Consider the following 23865-nt stretch of genomic DNA (forward strand, 5'->3'; position numbering starts at 1 on the left):
TCCGCTCGTGTCCGGCGTGTGTGAGTGCGACACCTGCGCCATCGGTGGTGGGATCGGCGAACGGGGCGGCGACACCGCCCCGACTCGATGCACGGAGGGCGACGCATGACATCGGACACGAACGCCGAACCGCGGGCCACTCGGCGGGACTGGATCGGGCTCGGGGTGCTGGCCGCAGGCCTGTCGATGATCGTCGTGGACGGCACGATCGTCGGAGTCGCGCTGCCGGTCATCATCGACGACCTCGACATGGACCTGACGGATGCGCAGTGGGTCAACAGCATCTACTCGGTGGTGTTCGCGGCGCTGCTGCTCACGGCCGGACGCCTCGGTGACCGGCTCGGCCGGCGCACCATGTTCATCTTCGGGGTGCTGGTGTTTCTGCTGGGCAGTGTGCTGGCCGCCCTCGCGGGCAGTGCCACCGCGCTGATCGCTGCACGTCTCGTGCAGGGCATCGGCGGTGCTTTCGTGTTGCCGACGACGCTGTCGAGCGTCAACGCGACCTTCCGCGGCAAGGACCGCGTCGTGGCGTTTGCGGTGTGGGGCGCGGTGATCTCCGGGATGGCGGCAGTCGGTCCGCTGCTCGGCGGCTGGCTGACCACCTACTTCACCTGGCCGTGGATCTTCGTCGTGAACATTCCGATCGGTGTCGCGGTGCTGATCGGTGCGCTCCTCGCGGTCCGGAACACCAAGGCGACCATCACCGTCCCCGGCCTGGATGTCGACGGATTGTTGCTCAGCGCAATCGGATTCGGCGGCGTCATCTTCGCGCTCATCGAGGGGCAGAGCCTCGGCTGGTGGACGCCGATCGCCGAGTTCACCATCTTCGGGTTCACGTGGCCGGCGGACGCGCCGGTGTCGGTGGTGCCGGTCGCCGGTGCGATCGGCGTGGTCGCTCTGGTGCTGTTCGTGGTGTGGGAGCGGCACCGGGCCGTCGGCAGCCACCGGTCCGCGATTCTCGACCTCACCCTGTTCAAGGTGCCCACGTTCACGTTGGGGAACATCACCGCCCTGGCCGTCGCGATCGGCGAGTTCGGCCTGCTGCTCGTGCTGCCCCTGTTCCTCGTCAACGCCCTCGGCCTCACCACGATGGGCGCGGGCCTCGTCCTTGCCGCGATGGCGCTCGGCGCGTTCGGGTCCGGTGCCGCGGCCCGGCACCTCGCGGCCGCGCTCGGCGCGACTCGGGTGGTGATCCTCGGGTTGGCGCTCGAGGTGGTCGGAGTCGCAGTGGTCGCGGTGTTCGTGTCGTCGACGGTGTCCCCGTGGCTGCTCGCCGTGCTGCTCGCGGTCTACGGTGCCGGACTCGGACTGGCGTCCGCGCAGCTGACGGGCACCGTCCTGGCGGACATCCCGACGGAGAAGTCCGGTGAGGGCTCGGCCACCCAGAGCACGGTCCGCCAGCTCGGCTCGGCGCTCGGCTCGGCCATCCTCGGTGCGGTGCTGTCGGTGTCGCTGGCACACACCCTCGCCAACCAGCTCGAACCGGTGCAGGGCGTGCCGCCGCAGGCGCAGGAACAGCTGGTCACGGCGACCCGTGATTCCGCGGGCGGCACCATCAGCGGCCTGCGGGAGCAGGGCGACACCGGCACCCTCGGTCCGGCGGGCCCCGAGGTGACCACCGCCCTGTCCGAGGGGTTCGGTGACGCCACCCGCATCTCGCTGTTCGCGGCGGCGGGCTTCCTCGCGCTCGGGCTCGTCAGTGCGACCGCCCTGCACCTGCGGGCACGGCGGGACGAGGACGTCGTCGTGTGAGCGGCGTTCAGCCCGTCGTCGCGAGCGCGGCGGCGAGGCCGAACACCACGGCGAGTGCGGCGACCTCGATGCTCGCGTTGCGGAGCGAGACGTCCTCAGGGGTGCGGTGCGCGGCGGCGGCGGGCACCCAGCGGGTTCGCCACCACCATCCGAGCGCGACGAGGGCAAGCAGCCCAATCGTTTTCGCCAGGATGATGCGCCCGTAGCCGGTACTCACGAGTGCGTCGACGTCGCCGAGCTTGACCGCGGCGTCCACCACACCAGTGACGGTCACCGCGACGACACATTTCCATGCCAGGTCCGAGTAGCGGGGGAGGATCGCCGCCCAGGCGCCCCGTCCGCGCAGCAGCAGGGACATCGCGAGCAGTGGCCCGATCCATGCCGCCGCCGCGAGTACGTGGACGGCGACGAGCGCCGGGCCGAGGGTCTGCGCGGACATGTGTCCGGTGACGGGTCGCGCCAGCAGTGCGAGCGCGGCCACCGCGGCGAACGGCGTCAGCGGCCACTGGGCTTCACGCCGGAACGCGATCGCTGCCGCCACCGCGAGCCCGACCGTGGCGACGACGGCTGCGGCGCCGAGCTGCCCGACGTTGATCTCCGACACGAAGTGCCTGAACGCGTCCGGGGTGAGGCGGCCTGCAGCGACTTCGGCGGTCTCGGCGGCGGCGGCGACGAGCAGCACGGCCTCGGCCACCGCCCACGCCCCGGCGGTGATCGCCAGTGGCCGCCACAACCGGGCCGCCGGGACCGTGGGCCTGCGGTCGTCGCGTTGGAGCAGGGCGAGGACGCACATGCCGAGGAACGTCGACCCCAGCAGGTCGGACAGCACGCGGATCGCCGCGGCCGGGTCCGGCCCGGCGGGGTGCGCCAGCGCCCATGCCAGCGCGACCCCGAGCAGCCCGGCCAGGCACGCGAGCGCGCTCGTGCGCGAGTTCGGGAGCCGGGGCTGCCGAACTCGCGCACGGGAGGCGCCGCCGCCTGTCACCGCTTGCGGAGCGCGAACGCCAACCCGCCGCCGAACAGGACGACAGCGGCCACGATGAACGGCCACATCGGGACACCGCCGGACTCGTTACCCGACTCGGACGACGGGTTCACCGCCGTGCCAGGCGTGCCGTTGCCCGCTTCGGTGAGGGTGAAGGTGCTGGTCCCGGTCACGGGGTGGCCGTCGGCAGAGGTGACGCGGTACGCGATGGTGTACTCGCCGACCGGTCCGAGTTCGCCGACCGCGACGCTCGCGTTCGGACCGGAGATCGTGGGCTCACCCTTCGACCACAGGTTCCCGTCCGGACCGACGACGGTCAGCGACGCGAAACTCTCCTGCAGCGGCTCGTTGAACGTGACGGTGACCCGCTCGGGTCCGCTGGCGATCGACGTACCCGTCTCGGGGTCGACCGCGACGACGGCGGAGTGTGCGCCCGCGACCCCGACACCGAGCATCGCGGCCAGCGCCGTCAGGAGCGTGACGGCGAGGATCCGCATCCGCGCGGTCACGAGCGGCGTCCTCGGACGGTGGCGCCGATGCCGAGCGCGGCACCGAGTGCGCCGAGGGCCAGGCCGATGCCGCCCAGCCAGCGGGCGGTGGTGTCGGTCGCGTCGACCTCGGTGGCCTCGGATTCGGTGGTCGAGGTGGCGCCGTGCGCGTGACCCTCGTCGGCGGCGGCCGTGAGCGTCAGGGTCGGGGCGGGGTGCTCCGGCTCGGCGCCGTTCTCGGAGGCCTGATCCCAGGCGACGACCTTGCCGTCGCTGTAGGTCTGCACCGTCGCGAACGACACGGACTCCTCGGCGGGCAGGGGGCCCGCGGAGAGCAGGAACTGCTGGAACTGGCCCGGGCCGACGGAGACGCCGGGGTCGGCGGTCCACGTCACGGAGGTGGCCGCACCGCTCGCGGGATCCTTGACGACCTGTGCCGTCCAGCCGGGAAGCGGTTCGGTGCGAGCCGATTTCAGGTTCGGCAACGCGACCTCGACCTTGGTGGTGCCCGCGGTGTCCGACTCGGTGGGCACCCGGAAGGTCAGCACGGTGTAGCCACCCTGGGCTGCGCCGGGCGCGTTGACGGAGACGTGCGCGGACGCGACTCCGGTGCCGCAGACCAGGAGCGCCGCGGTGGCACCGACCACGAGGGTCGTGCGGGAGGAACGGATCTTCATTTGTCGTCTTTCTCGAAAAGTGTTGGGGGACGGGCTAGGCGAAGGCCCGGGCCGGGGGTCCCCGTCTCGAGACGACATGGTCGAGGAGGAGGTGACGCAGCGAATCGGGTGAAGCTGGTGTCGGCTGTCCGGGTCGGATTCGGGGTACGGCGGCAGCGTGGCGTAGCACCACCCGCAGGACGCGGGTGATCGACCCGTGCAGCTTCTCGGCGGCGAGGATCAGCGCCGCGCACAACGCGGTCGCGGCGGCGTGCGCGGCCAGCATCACGGCGGCGGACGCGCCCCCCTGGGCATGCTGGTGCGCGACCGCACTCGACAGGGCGAGGTGGCCGAGCAGTTGGCCGCTCCCGAGGGCCGCGACGAGGGAAGCTCGCGTGCCCCCGGCAGTGGCTGCGAGGGCGCCCGCGCCGATGCTGCACAGCACCAGCAGCGTCAGCGCCGCCGCCGTCGGAAGTCCGCCGCCCGCCAGCCCGTGTCCCGCGACGGCGAGAGCAGCCGTCAACGCGCCGACGGCGCCGCCCCGCAGACGGGCGGCCCCTCCGCCGTGCAGACGGGCGGCCCCGCCGCCGTGCAGACGTGCGGCCCCGCCGTCGTGCAGGGTGGCGGCGCCGGACGGGCGGTGCGGGGTCACGGGAACGACGGTGCGATCAGTGCACGCCGAGCTTCGCGAGCAGATCGGCCTCGACGCCGTCGAGTTCGGTCGCGATCGCGAGGTGCGCGGACTTGCGTCGCTGCGTCGGCATCAGCTCGGCGGCGTGGACGGCGGTGTCGAGCTCGGCGAGCCTGCCCCGGACCGCCGCGGTGAACTTCGCGGTGTCGGCGTCGGGTTGCCGCTTGGCGATCTCGTCGGCGGTCCGCTCCGCGCCCGCGATCCGCGCACTGAGACGTGCGCCGTGCCCGGTGTAGGCGCCGAGTTCCTCGGGGGCGACCCCGAGCCGGTGTGCGCGCTGCTGGTCGAGCTGGGTGCGGGCGAGCACCGTGCCGCGGTAGACGAGCGGTAACAGCACCGGCGTCAGCAGCCGAGCGATTCCGAGGTACCGCTTGACCTGGGATGCGGTGATGCCGGTCTTGGAGGCCGCCTTCTCCTGGGCCTTCAGGGTCGCGAGCTGGGCCTTCTCGACCTTCTTCGCGGACTTCGTCTCCGACCGCAGCTTCTTGCGGTCGTTGCGGGCACCGTGCTTGGCCTCGAGTTTCGCCTTGTGCTTGAGGGCCTTCGCCTCAGCGCGCCGGGTCGCGCGCGTCTTGCGTTTCCTGAACAAACCCATGCGGGTGGCCCCTCCATCTGGTGCTCGAGCGCCGGAACTCTGCCGGGTACAGGGTATCCGTGTGGCGGCGGCGTTCGGCCGCTCGGGGCGAGCCGCATGCACGGGTTGTCGGACCCGCGGACCATAATCTCTTTCATCGTGAATTCTTCGCAAGGCCCACGGGAGCCGGTTCTGCCCGCCGCCACCCCGAACGGGCGGCGGTCGGTACTCGTCGACCCGAGGGCACTGACGGGCTGCCGGCATCGCGTCCACCTCGACACGATGTACCCGCAGGCCGTCGCGAACGTCCCCGAGGACGTCGGCGTCCAGCAGCGGCGCGAGGCTGCCCGTGCGTTCCGCGAATCGATGCGCGAGCGACTGATGGACGGTGCGGGCTCCGCACTGTCCTGGATCATCATCGACCCCACCACTCGGGCGTCGCAGCGGGCCACCGCCACCCTGCAGGCGTGCGCGGACGGAGTCGACCGCATCTGGGGTGCGGTGCTGCCCGACGAGCACGACACCGGCCGCCGAGGCCGTTCGGAACTGTTGATCCGCGACCGTGAACGCGGCGGCTACATCCCGGTCATCGTCGTCAATCACAAGGTCACCGACCCGGGCTCCGGAGCGGTCACCTCCGGCCTCGACACGTGGGCGCCCGCGGTCGACGAGACACGCAAGGTTCGAGCCCAGCTCCGCGACCAGTTCCGGCTCGCGCAGATCCATCGCATGCTCGAGCGACACGGTCACGCCAGTCCGTCGAACCAGGGCGGTGCGATCGGCTACGGCGGCGAGTGCATCCTCGTGCACGACCTCGGCGCGGTGATGGAGCAATACGATGCGCGGTTCGCTGACCGGGTGGCGGTGGCACGGGGCGAGGTCGCGACAGTGCCGTCGCAGGTGGGGGAGTGCCGGTCCTGCCCGTGGTGGCCGGACTGCAAGGCGGCACTGACGGAGGCCAGGGACGTCAGCCTCGTCGCGACGGGGTCTCGGGCCGAGGTGCTTCGGGGTGCGGGGGTGCACACCATCGACGCGCTCGCCGGGTGGGAGGGGCCGGCCCCGGAGGACTGGCAGGGCAACGGTTTCGCCGACACGGTGATCGTGGCGCGCGCGTGGCTGACGGGTGTGCCCCTGGTGCGCCGCACCGAGGAGGTGACGGTCACCCGCGCCGACGTCGAGGTGGACGTCGACATGGAGAGCTACCAGGAGCACGGCGCGTACCTGTGGGGCACGCTCCTGACCGAATCGGGCGTGACGCAGCCGTATCGGCCGTTCGTGACGTGGGATCCGCTGCCCACCGTCGACGAGGCCCGCTCGTTCGCCGAGTTCTGGGGCTGGCTGACGGCCACCCTCGAGAGCACGCTCGCTCAGGGGAAAACCTTTGCGGCCTACTGCTATTCGCGTGCGGCAGAGGACAAGTGGCTGCTGGATTCGGCGACCCGATTCGCGGGCCTGCCCGGCATTCCGACGGTGTCGCAGGTGCGCACGTTCATCGACGGCCCGCACTGGGTGGACGTCTATCAGGCGGTCAGTGACCAGTTCATCTGCCCGAACGGTAAGGGGCTCAAGAAGATCGCTCCGGTCGCCGGGTTCGCGTGGCGGGACGCCGAGGCGAGCGGCGAGGCGTCGATGAGCTGGTACCGCGAGGCCGTCGGCTACGACGGGGAGCCGGACCTCTCTCAGCGTGAACGCCTGTTCGTCTACAACGAGGACGACGTGCGCGCGACGAAGGTGTTGCGGGAGTGGATGACCGACCGTGCGGAGGCCGAGATTCCGCACATGTCGGAGCTGTAGCGGCTGTTCGTCGGAGCGAACGACGAAGGGCCCCAGGGTTCGACCCGAGGCCCTCGTCGACGAGTGCGGAAGCGGACTACCGCGGGGTCATGCGCAGCGCGCCGTCCATGCGGATGGTCTCGCCGTTGAGGTAGTCGTGCTCGACGATCATCTGCGCGAGCTGCGCGTACTCGGCGGGCTGGCCGAGGCGCGACGGGAAGGGGACCCCGGCTTCGAGGCCCTTGCGGTACTCGTCGGTGACGCCGGCGAGCATCGGGGTGTCGATGATGCCGGGGGCAATGGTGTTGACGCGGATGCCGTACTGCGCGAGGTCGCGAGCGGCGGGGACCGTCATGCCGTGCACGCCGCCCTTCGACGCCGAGTACGCGATCTGCCCGACCTGACCCTCGAACGCGGCGACCGAGGCGGTGTTGATGACGACGCCGCGCTGGCCGGAGTCGTCCACGGCCTCGGTCTTGGCGATGGCGTCCGCCGCCAGACGCATCACGTTGAACGTGCCGAGCAGGTTGACGGTGATGACGGTGCGGAACAGTTCGAGGTCGTGCGGGCCGTTCTTCGACAGGATTCGGCCCGCCCAGCCGACGCCGGCGCAGTTGACGACGGTGCGCAGCGGCAGACCCGACGCGACGATCTGATCGACGGCGGCCTGCACCTCGTCGCCGCTGGTGACGTCGGTGGGGATGAGGGTGACGCCGGCCGGGACGCTGTCGCCCGCGCGCTCGATGGACTGCGCGAGGTCCAGTCCGAAGACGGTGGCGCCCGCGTCGGCGAAGCGCTTCGCGGTGGCGGCGCCGAGGCCGGAGGCTGCTCCCGTGACCAGTGCTGCGGTTCCCTGGATGTCCACTGTTTCGCTCCCTTGCGCCAGATGCTTGGTCGTCCTAGTACTTGGTTGAACGATAGCGCAGGACATGTCAGCCGGGTTGAGGGCGGATCACCGGCCGGGACGAATCGGGTGCCCGATCCGGTCCGGTGAAGGTATTGCGTACAACGCTTGACCTGCGGTTATGTGTTCTTTGGTTTTTTTTTGGGGGGGGGGGGTGGGGTTCCTGTCCCTATGCTGGCGCTCGGCCGGGGGGGGGGGCGTTCGAGCGGTGTGGCCGCCCTGTCATCACTTGTCGAACGAAGGAGTTCTGTATTTCTCGAAGCTGGGTGCGTCGCGGCGCGTCTGTTCTGGTTGGTGCGGCTCTGCTCGGTGGGGGTCTTGCCTTCGGTGGGGGGACGGCGTTGGCGCAGGTGGGGCCCGATCCGATTGTGGTGCCGTTGTCGGGGTGGAGCGGCTCCCTTGCAGAGCAGGGTGCGGGCAGCGTGGTCGGGGCTGGGTTGGCGGGCGGCTCGATCGAACCCGCTGACGTTTACCCCTACGGCTGGTCCTGCCGTCTGAATGCCTGTCCGGGGCTGGGTAACGCGAACAGTGTGGAGGTTCTGCTCAACCTCATTCAGGGCACCGATCCGAGTCGTGCCTGGGAGTTGTTCAACGACACCCCGGATTAACATCCTCGATTGGGAAGATTTCTGGCAGTTCCAGGCTGGTCCTACCGAGCTCATTGTTACCCTGCTGTCGCCGTTCTCCTGAGCGGCGGGTGATCGGGGAGGCTGAGGGTTGGCCTGCGGGGCGCGATCGTCGTATTCGCGACGCTCGCGCCCCGATTTCCCGTGTGGTTCCAGGATCATTCGTGACTTCTCGGCGGTGGTCCTACCCTCGATGGGGGTGCGGCGTCTGCCGCAACACCGCTGGTGGCGGGGGGTCGGTACCGCAGCCTCGGCACACCCGATCAGATCGGCGGCAGCTCAATCGGATTCCCTCCAGGCGTGGCCTCGGGTCTGGCGATCTTCGCCGGGAGCTGGACCGGCCACCCGCGGCATTTGACTACAGTGCAGCGCATGTAACCCGTTGAGCTCTAAGAGAACCCGCGCCTCAATGGGGTTCGTCAGCGTCGCGGAAAGTCACTTCGCGCGGACACCCGGGTGCGAATCGATGCCGGGTGGTTTGTGATCCTCCCCTGACTGATCGCGGGCGAGGGTGCGAACCGCGGTCGGGCCGCAACGAGGTTGGGGTTCAACGCCGTGGCCTGCGAAAGTTATTCAGGGAAAAGGCCTTTCGGAACATGACCGGCTGTTACGGTGTGGGCGGGGCTGGGTTTGCCGTGACATGGGGCGCGATGCGCGACCCAGCGTTCCGTGATGATCGGTCGCCCGCACTTGGGGGTTTCGAGCAACTGATGGAAGGAATGCAATGACAGGAAGAGTGATTCGCGGTGGTGCGACGGTGCTGGCGGCAGCGGCGATCGTCGCGGGCGGGGTGGCCGTGGGTTCCGGGACGGCTTCGGCGGAGGGGTTCGTGTCGTCGGTGACGGACAACTCGACGGCGGCGTCGGAGTTCACGCCCGAACAGTGGGTCGACCTGGGGGTGGACATGGCTGCATTCCCGCTGTTGCTGGGGTTGGATGCCGCAGGTTCAGTCGATCCCCAATACACCTGCCACACGCCGTCATGGGGCGAACCGTGCCCGCCTCCTACCGTAATCGAGCAGCTGCTCGGAACGGTCGGCTCGTAGCCGAGATGGAGGATGCGGCGGCCGTGGCGGTCACGCGCAGTCAATGCACCGCCGGGCCGCGGGAAGTGCGTCCAGGCGTTCGTTGCTGATCGGACGTCCGCACTTCTCGCACACCCCGTAGGTGCCTGCGTCGAGTCGTTGCTCGGCGGCATCCAGTTCGTCGAGGTCCCGTCGGGCCTCGGCGAGCAGGGACGCTGTCTGGGCGCGTTCGAAAGCGACCGTCGAGCCCTCGGGGTCGTGCTCGTCGTCGTCGGTGGTCAGGTGCGAGCCCTCGATGATCTCGTCGAGGCGCGCGGTGAGGAACTCGATGCGGTGCGTCGCGTCGGCGCGTTCGGCGGCAATCCGCTCACGCGGCAGGGCGACACCCGATTGCGGATGCGTCATACCTGGTTCAACGTGAAACCACGACGATCCGTTACCCGATGAGTTCAGCGTGTTCGGATGGTCGGTACTCGGTGAGACGAGGAGGCATCCATGACCATCGATCTTGCCCCGGCGGCAACCCAGGTGTCCCGGGTCGCTGCGGGAGTCCGCGACGACCATCTCGACCTTCCCACACCGTGTACGCAGTGGCCGGTGAGTGTGCTGCTCAGCCACCTCGTAGCGCTGAGCGAGGCGTTCACCGCCGCGGCGGAGAAGCGTCCCTTTCCCGGCGACGCCGCCACCATCCCGCCGCTGCCGTCCGGCTGGCGGACGCGGCTGGAGTCGAACCTCGACGCGCTCGTTGCGGCCTGGCGCGCCCCCGCCGCCTGGGAGGGGGAGGCGTCCGCCGGCGGCGTCACGATGCCCGCCGAGGTGATGGGTGTGGTCGCCCTCGACGAACTGGTGCTGCACGGCTGGGACCTCGCCGCCGCGACCGGGCAGCCGTTCGACGCCGACCCGGTCGACGTACAGGCGTGTCTCGGCTTCGCGGAGGCGATGTCGCAGCCGGGCGACGAGGTGAGCCGCGAAGGGTTGTACGGGCCGGTCGTCCCGGTTCCTGTGGGCGCGGACGAGTTCGCCCACCTACTCGGGTACGCGGGCCGTGATCCCGGCTGGGTCGCCGATCGTGAGTGATGTGTCCCGCGAATGGGGTACACATCACCCACGGGCGCGACGCGCACTTACGGTCGGGTCACCAGGTCGTTCCCCGGCGCGATCGCGCCGCAGTTGGTGGGGGCGGGAAGGTCGGCAAAGCGGTCGTTCAGCCATCCGAACGCCTCCACGGACCACGCCAGCATCGTCGGGACGTGGCTGAGCGCGTCGTACTGGGTGTACTTGATCTGCGAATTCCCGTCCGCGCAATACTTATTGGCGAGTGAACGCACATCCCCGGCGATCATGACACCGTCGCCCGGACCGACATTCGGCTTGTCCCCGGGCGTGCCCTCCAACGTGCCGCCCGCGCCCTGGCCGATGAACATCGGGATCGTCGGGGTGGGGGCCTCGCCGAGGTTGACCTTGCGAGCTGCGTCCATGAACGGCGCGACGCTGGCGGGATCCGCGTACTCCGGCTTGACCATCTGCTGCCACGTCAGCCCCGGGTACTGGAACAGCACATTGGCGATCGAGGCGTCCTGGATCTTGTCGAACAGGAGCTCTCCGTGGTCGTTGAGGTACTCGCTGAAGTCGATGTCGTAGGACCGCGCGACGCCCGCGATCGCCATCAGCGCGACCCCGGACCATCCGACGCTGCCGTTGATGTAGGTCAGATTGCGGGCAGGGTTGACGAGCACGCCGGCCTCGGCGGCGCCGACGAGCCTGTCGTTGACGTCGGGTGCGTACCCGGGCGCGAGTGCCGCCGCCCAGTTCGTCGCGATGGCGCCGCCGGAATAGCCGAACAGCCCGACGCGGGTGTCGGCGTCGAGTCCGGTCTCCGCGGAACGGGTCGCGGCGCGGATGGAGTCGAGCGTGTTCATGCCGTACTCGGGGCCGGCCGCGAAGTCCGCCTGCTGCCCCTCGGTGTCGGCGACGATGACCGAATACCCCTGGGCCAGCAGCGCTGCGAGGAACTGTGCCTCCGATGCGTTGATCGCGCCACCGAAGCTGACATCGCCCGCGATCGCACGCGACGGACTGTGCTCGGGGTTGAGGGAATCGTAGAAAGACTGGTAGGCAACGGCTTTGGTCGGATCGAATCCGGTCGGGGGCTTGAGCACCGACGTGACGTTGGTGGCCGGCCTGCCCTGTGCGTCGGTCGTCCGGTAGACGAGTTGCACGGCGGTGACGGGCATCGAGATGCCGACGACGTGGTACGGCATGGTTCGGGTCGCGACCACGGCTCCGGGGTCGAGTGCCGCGAGGGGGGTTTCGCCCGTGTAGCTGAAGAAGGGGTCGGTGGCTGCCTGGGCCGGCGGGACGAATCCCACGGCCACCGCCGTCGCCACCGACACCGCCGCGACCAACCGTGCTGCCCTTGCCGACCGCGTTCTCTGCGTCTGCACCTGTTCGACCTCCCCTGTGGGCGTGACGGGCGTCACGCCGGGTGGGAAGGTTACCCGCCGGTAGGTGGCTCCACAAGAGCAAACTGGACACGAAGTGGGTGAGTGTCAGGTTCAGGTTGCGTCAGCGGATCCCGTCCCGCCGCAGCGCGATCGACACTGCCGCGGCCCGGGAGTCGACGCCGAGCTTGGCGTAGATGTGCGCCAGATGGGTCTTCACCGTGGCCTCGCTGATGTGCAGTCGGCGTCCGAGCTCCCGGTTCGTCAGGCCCTCGGCCAACAGCGTCAGCAGTTCCGCCTCGCGGGCCGTCAACGCCTGATCGGGGCGACGCATCTTCTCGAGAACCCGCGCCGCGACCGGCGGCGACAGCACGCTCTGCCCCGCGACGGCCCCCCGGATCGCGGCGAACAGGTCACGCGGCGCGGAATCCTTGAGCAGGTAGCCGATCGCGCCTGCATCGAGCGAGCGCACCACGTCCGCATCGGTGTCGTAGGTGGTGAAGACCAGCACCGGCTGCTCGGGCCGGGCGGCGCGGATGCGGCGGATCGCCTCGACACCGTCGATACCCGCCCCCAGCGCCAGGTCCATCATCACCAGGTCGGGGGAGCGATCGACGGCGAGCGCGACTGCGTCCTCCCCGCTCTCGGCCTCACCGATCACCTCGATGTCGGGTTGCGAATCCAGTAGGGCACGCAGCCCGGCACGCACCACCACGTGGTCGTCGACGAGCAACACCGAAATCACAGCTGGCCCCCCTGCGTCGAACCGGTCGGGATCTGCACCGCGACAACGGTGCCCTCGCCGGGGGCGCTCTCGACCCCGAACGTACCGCCGAGTGCCTCGACCCGCTGACGCATCGCGCGCAGCCCGAATCCGTTGTCCTCGTTGACGTCGAACCCGACACCGTCGTCGAAGATGTCCAGTGCCACCGCGTCGGGTAGGTAGGTCAGGGTCACCCCGACGGTGTCCGCCTGCGCGTGCCTGCGGACGTTCGACACCGCGCTCTGCGTGATCCGCAGCAGCGCATGCCGGACGTCGGGCGGCAGCGGCACCGGATCGCCCACAACCTGGAATTGTGCGGACGGGATGTACCCCCGCGCCGCGGCCAAGAGTGCCGCATCGAGCGCCTCGAGATCGGGCGAGCCGAGGTAGTGCACCAGATCGCGTGTCTCGCCGAGGTTCTCTCGCAGCGACACCGTCGCGATTCGAACCTCGCTGCGGGCCTTCGAGTCCGGGCCGTCCCACAGTTCGTCGGCGGCCTCCAGGTGCAGGAGAGCGCTGGTGAGTCCCTGGGTGACGGTGTCGTGGATTTCGCGCGCGATCCGTTCCCGCTCCGCCAGTGCCCCCGCTTCCCGTTCCGTATCGGCCAGACGCGACTTCGCCTCGACCAGTTCGCCGAGCAACCGTTCCCGCTCGGCGCTTTCGCGCTGCACCTGCCCGAACGCGAGGACGATCAGAGCGCCCGTGCACAGCGGCGCCAACAGCACCGGCCACTCGGTCCGTCCACTGAACGACGAGAACTCGATACCCGCGAACAATGCCAGCGCCGCGACCACGGGATAGGCGAGCCGACGGGGGAACGCACTCGTGCACAGGAAGAAGATCGGGAACGCCGACCATGCGAAGCTCGGCGCCAGCCACACCAGCGCCACCCACGTCGTCAGCACCGGCCACACCCACGGCTGCCACACCGATCCTCGGCGCGACAGCACGACGACTACCGCATACAGCGCGGCGAGCACCAGGACAAGCGCCGCGACGATCACCCATCGGCCGTTGACCCCGTGATAGGTGAGGTAGCGGGCGGTCGACGCCGCGAGCAGCAGATAGAAGGAGGCGTGGATCGCGAGACCGATCGGTCCCCGGAACGCCGCATTGCCCTGCATCCCGTCGATCCTACGGACGGCGCGGCGGGCGCGGATCGGCCATTCGGATGATGTCGAGCCACCCGGGCGACCGATGCCGACGAGGCGGGGTGGGCGTCAGGCTCGATGTCGACCGATCAATCGTCACCCGAAAGGCTCGACCATGTCTCTCTCCCGTCGCCTGCCCCGCGTCCTCGCGATCACCGTTCCCGCGCTCACCCTGCTCGCCGTCACCGCGTGTGGTTCGACCGACGACGCCGCGGCCTACGAGAGCACCACCGGGGTCACGCCCGCTGCGGTGTCGCAGCAGCAGCCCAACGGCGGAGACGCGGGTACCGTGAGCGCCACCCGCCTGTCGGTGGATGCCGCCGGACGCGCCGCGCAGGCCGCGCTCGCGCAGTGCAAGGCGGACGGACTCGGGTTCGTCACCGTCTCGGTCGTCGATCGCGCGGGCAACGTGCAGGCGATGCTGCGCGGCGACAACGCTGCCGAGCACACCGTCGAGGCGTCACGGGAGAAGGGCTACACCGCAGCGGCATTCGGTGCGAACACCTCCGATCTCGCCGGCCGAGCGAAGGGCGACGGCGCGACCGTCGCCGATCTGCCTGGCACCCTGTTCCTGCCCGGCGGCGTGACGGTGAAGGTCGGGAACGCGTCGATCGCAGGCATCGGGGTCGGCGGAGCGCCCGACGGCAACGCCGATCAGGCCTGTGCCGCAGCCGGTCTCGCAGCGATCGAGGGAAGCCTGAAGTGAGGACCGTACCCCTGGCGGCGGCGCTGATCGGTGCGGTTCTGGTCGTGTCCGGCTGCGCGAGCGGCATTCCTGCCGGGAACAACCCTCCGCAGGTGGCGACGGTGCCCGATGCCGGGGTGACGTCGACGGCAGCCGCACCCGAAATCTCGCCGGAGGAGGCCGAGGCATCGATGTTCGAGGCCGCTGCCGCGAACAATGCGGACGGAGTGCGGGAAGCGCTGGCCCAGGGCGCGGACATCGAGGCCAGGGGAGAGGGGGGCCGGACCCCGTTGGTGACGGCGACGAAGGCCAACGCCGTGGCGGCGGCGAGCGCACTGATCGAAGCCGGAGCCGACGTGAACGCGAAGGACGACATGCAGGACTCGGCCTTCCTCTACGCGGGGGCCGCCGGACTGGACGAGATCCTCGCGCTCACCGTCGATCATGGTGCGGATGTTCGGAGCACCAACAGGTTCGGCGGCACCGCGCTGATTCCGGCGTCCGAGCACGGGTACGGGGAGACGGTGCGGACGCTCATCCGGGCGGGGGTGCCGGTGAACCACGTCAACGACCCCGGGTGGACGGCGCTGCAGGAGGCCGTCGTCTACGGCGACGGCTCGTCCCGGTACGTCGACGTCGTCGGGCAACTACTCGACGCGGGCGCCGACCCGACGATCCGTGACAACCGCGGACGCACCGCGTTGGAGAACGCGCAGCGGCGGGGGCAGTCCGATGTGGTGGCGTTGCTCACCTTGCGCTGACCGTGGCAGTTGGTGTGCGATCACGCAGCCGCGATAGGCTGGCGCTCTCATGGCACTCAGCGCAACCATCCACACCTTTGTCGTCCAGTTGGCGGACGTCGATCGCGGCGTCTATCAGGATCTGGAGCTGCGGGTCGCCCGTCATCCGTCCGAAACTGCCGAATTCATGCTGACGCGGCTGCTCGCCTACTGCCTCGAGTACGAGGATGGCATCGCCTTCAGCGTCGGTGGAGTGTCCGCCACCGACGAACCCGCGGTACTCGTCCGTGACCTCACCGGCCGCCTCACCGCCTGGATCGACATCGGCGCACCCGACGCCGACCGCATCCACCGCGCTGCCAAACTCGCCGACCGCGTCGCGATCTACACCCACCGTGACCCGGCGAAAGTGCTGGCTCAGCTCACCGGTAAGCGCATCCACCACGCCGACGCAATCCCTGTCTACAGCTTCGACCGTCCGTTCGTCGATGCCGCGTCCGCCGCTGTCGAGCGCCGGAACACCGCCACCCTCTCCGTCACCGAACGGTCGCTGTTCCTCGACCTGAACGGAACGGGTTTCAGCACGCCGATCGAGGAGCATCGGTTCGGGTAGCCGACCCGAGGTGGTTTCGTTGCTGCATCGGGAAAGCGGTTAACGCTTTGACCTGGGAGAACGCCTGCGTGGGGTTTTGCCGCGGTGGTCTTTTTCGTCCCTTATAGTCGCCGGGTAGTCGGGGCGGGCAGTGGGCCGGTCCCGTCGATTCGTGGAGGGGACTTTGTGATGGGTGGACTGGTGCGTGCGGGCGGGGTGATGCTCGCGGTGGCGACGATCGCGTCGGGTGGGCTGGCGATCGGGGCGGGGACCGCGGCGGCGCAGGGGTCTTCGGCAGGAAGTAGCGACTATTATTCGTATTCATCGGATCCCGGCCCCTGTGGCTGGCCCCCGGGGTTCTGCGACGACGAACGGTTCCAGGCTACGGTGCAGGTCGGCGACACCTATCTCGACTATCGCGGACCCGATCGCGCCGCACCGGGTACCGAAACCACGTTCATCGCCGACTTCTATGCGGGGGATCCGACCGCGTCCATGCCGCCGTTGGAGCCTGTGGAGATCAGCAGTGTCACCAACCACACCCCAAAGGGTTTCGAGTTCGTGGGGGCCACGGTAACGAGACACACCTACAACGGTGCCCTCGAGACGCTGGATTCGACCACTTCGGTGGACCCGAGAACCGGGGATGTGACAGTCAAAGCAGCCAACGGTGCCTGGGCAGTCCCGAAGGGGAACAACTCACGAGTGAAGGTCGTCCTGACCTACCGGGTGAACGAGGTGGGTTTCGACACCACCAGCGGGATCACGTTCACCGGCACCGACACCCCGACGTCGGGAAAATGGGTGGCAGTGGGGAACACCCAGAAGTACAACGACTACGAGACGGTATTCGGTAGCGCGGAGGAGGCCCTACCGAACTCGGATGAGGTGCTGGAGGTATTGTCGGTGCCCCTCATCCTCATGCTGTCGCTGCCTGGCTCCTCCGACGGAATCGGTTCGTAACCGCTGACCACCGGTTGACAGGTTCGTGGTCTTCCTGGACCGCGAGGATCGAAGCGGTGGCGATCGGGCCGGTCAGGCTGCCGGGGAACTGTCCGTCGAGGAGCAGCATCACGTCCGACACGAGAGGCATTGTCGCGGAACCGTATTGGATGAATCGCTCGGGTAGGTGCTTGCCGAGCGCCGGTGATGATTTTCGAGTGATGCCGCAAAAGTCAGTGTCGCCCTGCCCGACCAGTGTCCGCCGAGAGGCTCCGCAGGGCCCTCGGCGGGCCGGGCGGCGGGCCGGGTCGGGACGCCACCCGGGGAAGCAGTTAACGCTTTGACCTGGGTAAATGAATGTGTGGTTTCGCCGCTGTGGTCTGTTTCGTCCCTTATAGTCGCCGGGTAGTCGGGGCGGGCAGTGGGCCGGTCCCGTCGATTCGTGGAGGGGACTTTGTGATGGGTGGACTGGTGCGTGCGGGCGGGGTGATGCTCGCGGTGGCGACGATTGCTTCGAGTGGTTTGGCGGCGGGGGTGGGAGTCGCGGGAGCAGTGTCGCCGCTGTTCGCAGGTTCGTCGGGCGAGCCCGGCCTTTTCGACCAGTTCAGGGAGTACCCGGATACCGGCGACGAGTCCCTCGGATTCTCGTGCATGTACGAAGGCCCCGCTGGGGCTGTGGTGGGGCAGGAAATCGCGTTCAAGTCGGTGTGCAAAACGGCGTTGGGGCTAGGCACTTCGACGCCGAAGCCCGCCGCCGTCATGACTTCCTTCACGCACAGCGTGCCGGACGGCTTCGAGTTCGTCGGAGCGCAGGTCACGTCTTACGACTGGGATGAACCCCCGTACGTGATCAAGGTTCTGCCCTCGTCCGTCGCCGTCGATCCCACCTCGGGGGATGTCACGCTGACGGCACCCGCGGAGGGGTGGACGATTCCGGAGGGTTTCAACGGAAAAGCCACCTACTATTCCGGTGATGTCACCTTCATCCTGCGCTACAAGCCGACGGTGCCTGTGCTCGACGGTGTCAGTCACGTCAAGTACACCGGTATCTATGACGGTGTCACCATTCCCGCCACGACGGACAGGTGGTTCTCGACCGGTAATACGGGGGTTGCCGAACTCCCGGGGACCGGCAGCTCGGGATCCTGACCCGAGGCCACCGGTCGAGGGCACGTGGGTGCCCCGGCCGGGTTGCCGCGGTCGCCGCGTTGAGGAAGTGGTTAACGCTTTGACCTGGGTAAATGGACGTGTGGTGTCGCCTCGGTGGTCTGTTCCGTCCCTTATAGTCGCCGGATAGTCGGGGCGGGCAGTGGGCCGGTCCCGTCGATTCGTGGAGGGGACTTGGTGATGGGTGGACTGGTGCGTGCGGGCGGGGTGATGCTCGCGGCAGCGACGATTGCGTCGGGTGGGTTGGCGATCGGGGCGGGAACCGCCGGAGCAGAGGGAAGTAGCGACTACCTCGCCCCTGTATGTAAGAGCTACGGAAACATGATGGTCTCGTATCCGATCGACCTTGTAGCCGGCTCCGTCGGAAACGACTGCCATCCTGTCGGGTTCAGTTCCCAGGTGGCAGTCGGCAACGCGACCATGACGTACAGCGGAACCGATCGCGCCGAGGTCGGCGAAGAAATCCTGTTCCAGGCCCAAATCGAGGTGGAGGATCCGAACGCCCCCGACGTGGTCATCACGAGTCTTACCCACCATGCTCCGGCAGGTTACAAGTTCCTACGCGCCTACGCGTCGAAGTACACCCCCTCGGGAGTCAACCTGAATCCCGTGATCACGGTGGATCCCGTCACGAGGGACGTCACGCTGACGGCGGGGGACGGGGGTTGGTCGATCAATGGCGAGGGCGTCCAGATGATAAATGTCAGTCTGTTCTACGACGTCATTTCGGTGGATGGTGACAGCACCAGCGGGGTCAGGGTCACCAGTGCTGACGCCCCGGCATCGGGGGAGTGGATGGCGACCGGGGATACGCGGGCGTTCCCGAATTCCGTGGGGTGGCTCGGCAGCGTGGGGGACTACCTCTTCACCCCGATTCCGCAGACGACACCGCTGGACGGCTCCATCGAGGCAGCCACGATTGGGTCGCTGTCGCTGCCTGGTGTCTTCGCTCCCTAGCCGCTGTCTACCGGTCGAGGGACTCGTGGGTCTCCTCGACCGGATCAGGCCGGGCTGCCGGGGAACAGGCCGTCGAGGAGCAGCATCACGCCGAACACGAGAAACAGTGTCGCGGCGCCCCATTGGATGAACCGTTCGGGCAGGTGTTTGCCGAGAACCGCGCCGACGATGATGGCGAGGGCATCGGCCGCGACCATGCCGATCGTCGATCCGATCCACACGCCGACCCAGTCGTTGTCGGCCGCGAGGGTGATGGCCGCGAGCATCGTTCTGTCGCCGAGTTCGGAAAGGACGCGTACGCCACGGTCAGAAACGCGGAGGTGCCGACGCGGCCGGCCTTGCTCTGCTCGTCCTCGCTGAGAAGGGAGCGGACCCGCTCGTCCGGGGCGCGCGTGGGTGCTCCCACACTCCAGAATGCCTGGCTGCGTGGGCAATCCGACATCGTGGCATCGTGCCGCCCCGGTTCGAACCCCCTGCGAACGGTGAGCTTCACAACCTCGGCCGGCGGGAGGCGTACCGGGGACGGCGCCCAGCGACCCCCGCCGGCAGCGGTGGCACCGGCGTTTCGGGGGTTGAGTCCGGTCTTCGTCGTGGGCGGTATCGGGTTGCCTTTCGGGAAGCGATTAACGCTTTGACCTGCGGAAAAGAGATTGTGGGGTTCTGCGGCGGTGGCCCGTTCGGCCGTCTACGGTCGCCGGGTAGTCGGGCGGGCGAGGGGCGCCTGTCTTGTCAACCAATGGAGGGGATTGTCGATGGGTGGACATCTGGTGCGTGTGGGTGGGGTTGTGCTCGCGGCGCTGACGATTGCTGCGGGTGGGATGACGGTAGGGGTGGGAACTGCAGGGGCACTTTTGAGTAGCGGCCATTCGGACACGCCCTGCCCGCCGCAAGTAGGGCCGTGGTTCCCCCATCTGCCTACCCTTGAAGAAATCCTGATGCCCTGCGACGAGCAGGAGTTCTTCTCCGTGTCGAAGGTCGGGAACGCCTATCTGGGCTATCGAGGACCCGACGCGGCCGCACCGGGTCAGGTGGTTGATTTCGAGATGTGGTTCTCACTCGACTTTCCCCTCAACCGCAACGACGTCCCAGCCTCGCAACCGGACCGGGTCGTCACCACCCTCACGCACCATGTTCCGCGCGGCTTCGAGTTCCGGGCGGCCGAGGTGCGTTCGGATTGGATACCGTTGGACGCGACTACCTCGGTCGATCCGGTCACCGGGGATGTCACGATCACGGCGCCCAGTGATGGCTGGGTGATTCCGAACAACGGGACAATGGACACGCTCAACGTGACGATGACCTATGCGGTCACCGAGGTGGGTGAGGACGGTGCCAGCCGGGTCGGGTTCACCGGCACGGACTCCCCGGTGTCGGGGCAATGGGCGGCGACAGGGAACACCCGGGCACACCAGGACTTCATGGAAGGTCCGTTGGGGAGCGCGTCGCTGGGAAGTACCGCGCTCGGCGGCGCCGTGTTCGGTTCCTCGGATTCCTGACGCCCGTCGATCGGTCGAGGGGACTGCGGGTCTCCTCGACCGGTAGGGCGTCGGAACGCCGGGAACGCAGCCAATGTCAGACGCCCGCCACGTCACCTCGTGGGTGTCGTGGCGGGCGGTTGGACCGGATGCTGTTCAGCGTGCCTGATTGTCGAGGGTTGCGGGTCCTTCCCGGACGGGCAAGGCTGCGGCCCGCCGGGCAAGCGCGTATCGGATGCCTCCCGCCATGGCCGCGATCCCGAGGATCGATGCGGCGGCGATCGGTCCGGCCGGGCTTCCGGGGAACAGTCCGTCGAGGAGCAACATCACGCCGAACACGAGAAACAGTGCGGCGGCGCCCCATTGGATGAACTTTTCGGGCAAGTGCTTGCCGAGGACCGCGCCGACGATGATGGCCAATGCATCGGCCGCGACCATGCCGATCGTCGAGCCGATCCACACGCCGACCCAGTCGTTGTCGGCCGCGAGGGTGATCGTCGCCAGCATCGTCTTGTCGCCGAGTTCGGCGAGGAAGAACGCGGAGGCGACGGCCAGGAACGCGGAGGTGCCGACGCGGCCGGCCTTGCTCTGCTCGTCGTCGCTGAGGCTGTCACCGCGCAGCGTCCACGCCGCGAAGCCGATGAACGCGATACCACCGAGGATGCTGATGAGCGTCGTCGGGAGGGCTGCACCGAGGGAATGCCCGACGGCGACCGAGACGAGGTGGACGACGGTGGTGGCGACGGTGATGCCGCCGATGACGACCCACCAGCGGTAGCGCAGCGCGAATGTCATCGCCATCAGCTGGGACTTGTCGCCCAGTTCGGCGACGAAGATGACGCCGAAACTCAACAGCAGTGCGGCAAGCACGGGTGATCCTCCGTTTCGTATCGGAGGATGTTGGGAACGCTCCTCCGGCCGCGGACGCGGGGTGCGCCTACGGCCGAAGGTCTCGCCCACCGGTCACAACCGGTTCGGGCAGCCGGGCGGACCTCCGTCGCCGAAACTTCCGAGGTCCAAGCCAGTATGTCGACTGCTCGATTGGGGGCTACTCCCCTTCGCTAGCCGAAAGAATACCCAGAACTGGACAACTTGCCAAGTACCACAACAAGTTTGGGGACCCGAACTTTATAATTCCGTACCAGCTCAGGCGGCGAGCAACATCGCCAAAATTGCGGTGTCGGGATCACTGTTCGGATCGAGGCTGACTCGGCTGATCATCGATGTGACGGTGCCGTCCGCCTCCGTCTCCACCCAGGCCGCGCGATGATCGAGGCCCAGATACGGCAGGCCCGGCAGGAGTACGCACCCCGACGCCGCGCCCGTGCACTCCGGCAGCGACGGCACCGTCTCCGACGGTGGATGCAACATCATCAGCGCCGGCGGCTGCCGGTCCGCGAAACATCCTGGGCTGACAGCGGATTCGCCGATCACCGGACCCTCCGCGAGTACCAGTCCGACGGTTCCCGGCTCCGGATCGTCCGGAAGCTGCTCGTGGGCTCCGAAAACCGTTGACGTGGAAAGCAACCCCGGGATGGACGCCACCCGCACCGCAAGGACGAGCAACTGCGCCCACTCCTTCGTGGTGTCCGGCCAGCGCCCCGAGATGACGAACCCCCGCAGCATCCCGGCGGCATGGAAAGGTGAGACCCCGATGTATTCGTTCCTGCTCACGACCACACCTCCTGCCATCGTCGCTCGACCCGGCGACGCTGCCGGCAGATACCTCAAGGATGCGCCCAAAATGGCTGGCAGACAACTCGGGTCGAGTGCCAGGGAGCCCACGAAGTCGCCGGTCCACGCGGCTCGGACGTTACGTTCCGGCAACCCCGACGCGCAGGCGCAGCACGGCCCCCACCATGTCATCCGCCGACCACTCGGGAGTGCGCAGGGTGCACACGAACAGGTCACGTCCATCCGCGCCGCCCAACGCCAGAGAGTGCGGACCCGGCACCGGCAGACGGTCGGTGACCCGGCCGCCCGCATCGAGCCTCAGCACCTCGTCCGTGGTGACGGACGCCGCCCAGATTCCGTCCTCCGCATCGATCGCCAGACCCTCCGGGCGCGCGGACTCCTCGAACTCCGCGAACACCCGCTGCTGCTCGAGGCTGCCGTCCGGGGCGATGGTGAATGCCGTCAGGCGCGGCGGCACCGAGCGGCTCTCGGCGACGGTCAGCGTCACCCCGTCCGAGCCGACCACGATACCGCCCGTGCACGTCAGCGAGCTGGCAACATCGTGCACGGTCCCGTCGGGCTCGATCATCGCTAGGTCCGCCGTGGACGCGTCGTCCCCGCGACTGCCCACGTACGCGCGGCCGGACTCGTCCACGTACAGGCCCGCGAGGGGGCGGGTCGCGACGCCGTCGAGGTCGGCGTGAATGACCAGGCTGCCGTCGAACTCGCGACGTATCAGCAGGTGGTCGTTGCTGGATGCGATCAGTAGCCGTCCGTCGGGAAGAAAACCCAGGCCAGCGGGCAATCCGAGGACTTCGGCCACGGTGTTCAGGGTGCCGCCGGCGAGGTCGAGCGCCATTACGGTCCCCACGCCATGGTCGGAGAACCAGACACGGCCGTCGTGCCAGCACGCACCCACCGGGTAGGCGAGCCCGTCGACAAGTGTGTCCACCGTCACGGTCACCCCTTCACGATACGACCGGACGACCGCTCCGAGACACCCCCGAGCCCCCCGAAAGCACGGATCGCCGCACCCGAACACCGGGTGCGGCGATCCGACGAGCCGAATGTCAGGCGATGAGGCCTGCGGTCGCGGTGCGGGCCTTCTCGAAGCGCGCAGCGACGTCCGCCCAGTTGACGATGTTCCAGAAAGCCTTGACGTAGTCGGCCTTGACGTTCTGGTAGTCCAGGTAGAAGGCGTGCTCCCACATGTCGAGCAGCAGCAGCGGGACCAGGCCGATGGAGATGTTGCCCTGCTGGTCGTACAGCTGGACGATGATCAGCCGCTGGCCGATCGAGTCCCAGGCCAGGATGGACCAGCCGGAGCCCTGGATGGCGTTGGCGTTCGCGGAGAAGTGGCTGCGGAACGCGTCGAAGCTGCCGAACTGGTCGTCGATCGCGGCGGCCAGCTCACCCTCCGGCTTGTCGCCACCGTCCGGGGACAGGTTGTTCCAGAAGACGGTGTGGTTGGTGTGGCCGCCGAGGTGGAACGCGAGGTTCTTCTCGTGCAGGTTCACCACAGGAGCGAGCGCGTCGGCTTCGCGCAGCTCAGCGAGCTTCTCGAGGGCGGTGTTGGCGCCGGCGACGTATGCGGCGTGGTGCTTGTCGTGGTGCAGCTCCATGATCTTGCCGGAGATGTGCGGCTCGAGAGCTGCGTAGTCGTAGGGCAGTTCAGGCAGCGAGTAGACAGACACTTCGGTCCCTTCCTTACGGGCGCGGGTGACGCCCGGCATGTACCTTCTTCGATCCTTGCTCGGGCTCTAACCCAAACTCATTGGTACACCCTTCGCAATATTTGCGATCAG

Annotated in this window: 25 protein-coding genes and 1 pseudogene; 11 read left to right on the forward strand and 15 right to left on the reverse strand. The window is 68.4% G+C overall.

The genetic code is table 11. From position 1 onward, the window contains the following. The first annotated feature begins 105 nt into the window (after positions 1 to 105). A complete protein-coding gene (locus RHCRD62_RS21930) occupies positions 106 to 1752 on the forward strand; it encodes an MFS transporter (RefSeq protein ID WP_050066865.1) in 1647 nt (548 codons plus the stop codon). A gap of 7 nt (positions 1753 to 1759) precedes the next feature. Here the strand turns inward: RHCRD62_RS21930 and RHCRD62_RS21935 are convergent, their stop codons facing one another. The 5 genes from RHCRD62_RS21935 to RHCRD62_RS21955 all read right to left on the reverse strand — a co-directional run bounded on the left by RHCRD62_RS21935 (position 1760) and on the right by RHCRD62_RS21955 (position 5167). Next, positions 1760 to 2659: a CopD family protein gene (locus tag RHCRD62_RS21935; protein WP_050066982.1), complete on the reverse strand. Its 900-nt coding sequence runs from the start codon at positions 2657 to 2659 to the stop codon at positions 1760 to 1762. Positions 2660 to 2733: 74 nt separating this feature from the next. Next, on the reverse strand, positions 2734 to 3234 hold the full coding sequence (locus tag RHCRD62_RS21940) for a copper resistance CopC family protein (protein WP_050066983.1): 501 nt from the start codon (positions 3232 to 3234) through the stop codon (positions 2734 to 2736). Positions 3235 to 3242: 8 nt separating this feature from the next. Then, complete coding sequence (locus tag RHCRD62_RS21945) at positions 3243 to 3902, reverse strand: YcnI family copper-binding membrane protein (RefSeq protein ID WP_050066866.1); 660 nt, start codon at positions 3900 to 3902, stop codon at positions 3243 to 3245. 34 nt (positions 3903 to 3936) lie between these two features. After that, the gene (locus RHCRD62_RS21950) at positions 3937 to 4533 is read right to left on the reverse strand and encodes a hypothetical protein (RefSeq protein ID WP_157051024.1); all 597 of its coding nucleotides are present in this window, start codon (positions 4531 to 4533) and stop codon (positions 3937 to 3939) included. A gap of 16 nt (positions 4534 to 4549) precedes the next feature. Beyond that, positions 4550 to 5167 carry a DUF6474 family protein gene (locus RHCRD62_RS21955; protein ID WP_050066867.1) on the reverse strand — a complete coding sequence of 206 codons (618 nt, stop codon included), beginning with the start codon at positions 5165 to 5167 and terminating at the stop codon, positions 4550 to 4552. A gap of 171 nt (positions 5168 to 5338) precedes the next feature. Between RHCRD62_RS21955 and RHCRD62_RS21960 the strand changes: the two genes are divergently transcribed. Then, entirely contained in the window at positions 5339 to 6940 is a 1602-nt protein-coding gene (locus RHCRD62_RS21960; protein ID WP_050066985.1) for a TM0106 family RecB-like putative nuclease, read from the forward strand. A gap of 76 nt (positions 6941 to 7016) precedes the next feature. On the opposite strand, the gene RHCRD62_RS21965 is transcribed toward RHCRD62_RS21960, so the two are convergent. Next, a complete protein-coding gene (locus tag RHCRD62_RS21965) occupies positions 7017 to 7784 on the reverse strand; it encodes an SDR family NAD(P)-dependent oxidoreductase (RefSeq protein WP_050066868.1) in 768 nt (255 codons plus the stop codon). A 1389-nt stretch (positions 7785 to 9173) separates the two neighbouring features. On the opposite strand from RHCRD62_RS21965, the gene RHCRD62_RS21975 reads away from it, so the two are divergent. Continuing rightward, positions 9174 to 9494, forward strand: a complete 321-nt coding sequence (locus tag RHCRD62_RS21975) for a hypothetical protein (protein ID WP_157051025.1) — start codon at positions 9174 to 9176, stop codon at positions 9492 to 9494. Between the two features lie 30 nt (positions 9495 to 9524). On the opposite strand, the gene RHCRD62_RS21980 is transcribed toward RHCRD62_RS21975, so the two are convergent. Continuing rightward, a complete protein-coding gene (locus tag RHCRD62_RS21980) occupies positions 9525 to 9878 on the reverse strand; it encodes a TraR/DksA family transcriptional regulator (RefSeq protein ID WP_050066871.1) in 354 nt (117 codons plus the stop codon). Positions 9879 to 9968: 90 nt separating this feature from the next. Between RHCRD62_RS21980 and RHCRD62_RS21985 the strand changes: the two genes are divergently transcribed. Next, positions 9969 to 10550 (forward strand): TIGR03086 family metal-binding protein, encoded by a 582-nt coding sequence (locus RHCRD62_RS21985; RefSeq protein ID WP_050066872.1) that lies wholly within the window; start codon positions 9969 to 9971, stop codon positions 10548 to 10550. A gap of 47 nt (positions 10551 to 10597) precedes the next feature. Here RHCRD62_RS21985 and RHCRD62_RS21990 read toward each other — a convergent pair whose 3' ends face one another. The 3 genes from RHCRD62_RS21990 to RHCRD62_RS22000 form a co-directional block, all read right to left on the reverse strand. Then, positions 10598 to 11917 (reverse strand): lipase family protein, encoded by a 1320-nt coding sequence (locus RHCRD62_RS21990; protein ID WP_050066986.1) that lies wholly within the window; start codon positions 11915 to 11917, stop codon positions 10598 to 10600. Positions 11918 to 12038: 121 nt separating this feature from the next. Continuing rightward, entirely contained in the window at positions 12039 to 12659 is a 621-nt protein-coding gene (locus RHCRD62_RS21995; RefSeq protein ID WP_050066873.1) for a response regulator, read from the reverse strand. Beyond that, positions 12656 to 13801, reverse strand: a complete 1146-nt coding sequence (locus RHCRD62_RS22000) for a sensor histidine kinase (protein WP_050066874.1) — start codon at positions 13799 to 13801, stop codon at positions 12656 to 12658. The genes RHCRD62_RS21995 and RHCRD62_RS22000 overlap by 4 nt, the downstream gene beginning before the upstream one ends. Before the next feature lie 142 nt (positions 13802 to 13943). Here RHCRD62_RS22000 and RHCRD62_RS22005 point away from each other — a divergent pair, with 142 nt between their 5' ends. From RHCRD62_RS22005 to RHCRD62_RS22030, 6 genes are all read left to right on the forward strand, one after another. Further along, positions 13944 to 14534: a GlcG/HbpS family heme-binding protein gene (locus RHCRD62_RS22005; protein WP_050066875.1), complete on the forward strand. Its 591-nt coding sequence runs from the start codon at positions 13944 to 13946 to the stop codon at positions 14532 to 14534. A gap of 143 nt (positions 14535 to 14677) precedes the next feature. Further along, positions 14678 to 15274 (forward strand): ankyrin repeat domain-containing protein, encoded by a 597-nt coding sequence (locus tag RHCRD62_RS22010; RefSeq protein WP_253277441.1) that lies wholly within the window; start codon positions 14678 to 14680, stop codon positions 15272 to 15274. Positions 15275 to 15323: 49 nt separating this feature from the next. Continuing rightward, a complete protein-coding gene (locus RHCRD62_RS22015; protein WP_050066877.1) occupies positions 15324 to 15866 on the forward strand; it encodes a YaeQ family protein in 543 nt (180 codons plus the stop codon). A 168-nt stretch (positions 15867 to 16034) separates the two neighbouring features. After that, positions 16035 to 16808: a hypothetical protein gene (locus RHCRD62_RS22020; RefSeq protein WP_050066878.1), complete on the forward strand. Its 774-nt coding sequence runs from the start codon at positions 16035 to 16037 to the stop codon at positions 16806 to 16808. Between the two features lie 468 nt (positions 16809 to 17276). Then, positions 17277 to 17936 (forward strand): hypothetical protein, encoded by a 660-nt coding sequence (locus RHCRD62_RS22025; protein WP_157051026.1) that lies wholly within the window; start codon positions 17277 to 17279, stop codon positions 17934 to 17936. Positions 17937 to 18134: 198 nt separating this feature from the next. Further along, positions 18135 to 18911 carry a hypothetical protein gene (locus RHCRD62_RS22030; protein ID WP_050066880.1) on the forward strand — a complete coding sequence of 259 codons (777 nt, stop codon included), beginning with the start codon at positions 18135 to 18137 and terminating at the stop codon, positions 18909 to 18911. 47 nt (positions 18912 to 18958) lie between these two features. Here the strand turns inward: RHCRD62_RS22030 and RHCRD62_RS22035 are convergent. Beyond that, a pseudogene (locus RHCRD62_RS22035) lies at positions 18959 to 19272 on the reverse strand (TMEM165/GDT1 family protein); the annotation flags it as partial. A 391-nt stretch (positions 19273 to 19663) separates the two neighbouring features. On the opposite strand from RHCRD62_RS22035, the gene RHCRD62_RS22040 reads away from it, so the two are divergent. After that, the gene (locus RHCRD62_RS22040) at positions 19664 to 20407 is read left to right on the forward strand and encodes a hypothetical protein (protein ID WP_157051027.1); all 744 of its coding nucleotides are present in this window, start codon (positions 19664 to 19666) and stop codon (positions 20405 to 20407) included. A 135-nt stretch (positions 20408 to 20542) separates the two neighbouring features. Here the strand turns inward: RHCRD62_RS22040 and RHCRD62_RS22045 are convergent, their stop codons facing one another. The 4 genes from RHCRD62_RS22045 to RHCRD62_RS22060 form a co-directional block, all read right to left on the reverse strand. Beyond that, on the reverse strand, positions 20543 to 21256 hold the full coding sequence (locus RHCRD62_RS22045; protein WP_050066882.1) for a TMEM165/GDT1 family protein: 714 nt from the start codon (positions 21254 to 21256) through the stop codon (positions 20543 to 20545). 276 nt (positions 21257 to 21532) lie between these two features. Beyond that, on the reverse strand, positions 21533 to 22012 hold the full coding sequence (locus RHCRD62_RS22050) for a peptidase (RefSeq protein ID WP_253277442.1): 480 nt from the start codon (positions 22010 to 22012) through the stop codon (positions 21533 to 21535). A gap of 187 nt (positions 22013 to 22199) precedes the next feature. Next, positions 22200 to 23024 carry an SMP-30/gluconolactonase/LRE family protein gene (locus RHCRD62_RS22055; protein ID WP_050066884.1) on the reverse strand — a complete coding sequence of 275 codons (825 nt, stop codon included), beginning with the start codon at positions 23022 to 23024 and terminating at the stop codon, positions 22200 to 22202. A 106-nt stretch (positions 23025 to 23130) separates the two neighbouring features. Then, complete coding sequence (locus RHCRD62_RS22060) at positions 23131 to 23754, reverse strand: superoxide dismutase (protein ID WP_050066987.1); 624 nt, start codon at positions 23752 to 23754, stop codon at positions 23131 to 23133. Positions 23755 to 23865: the final 111 nt, after the last annotated feature.

Source organism: Rhodococcus sp. RD6.2, assembly GCF_001040705.1.
Classification (GTDB): domain Bacteria; phylum Actinomycetota; class Actinomycetes; order Mycobacteriales; family Mycobacteriaceae; genus Rhodococcus_G.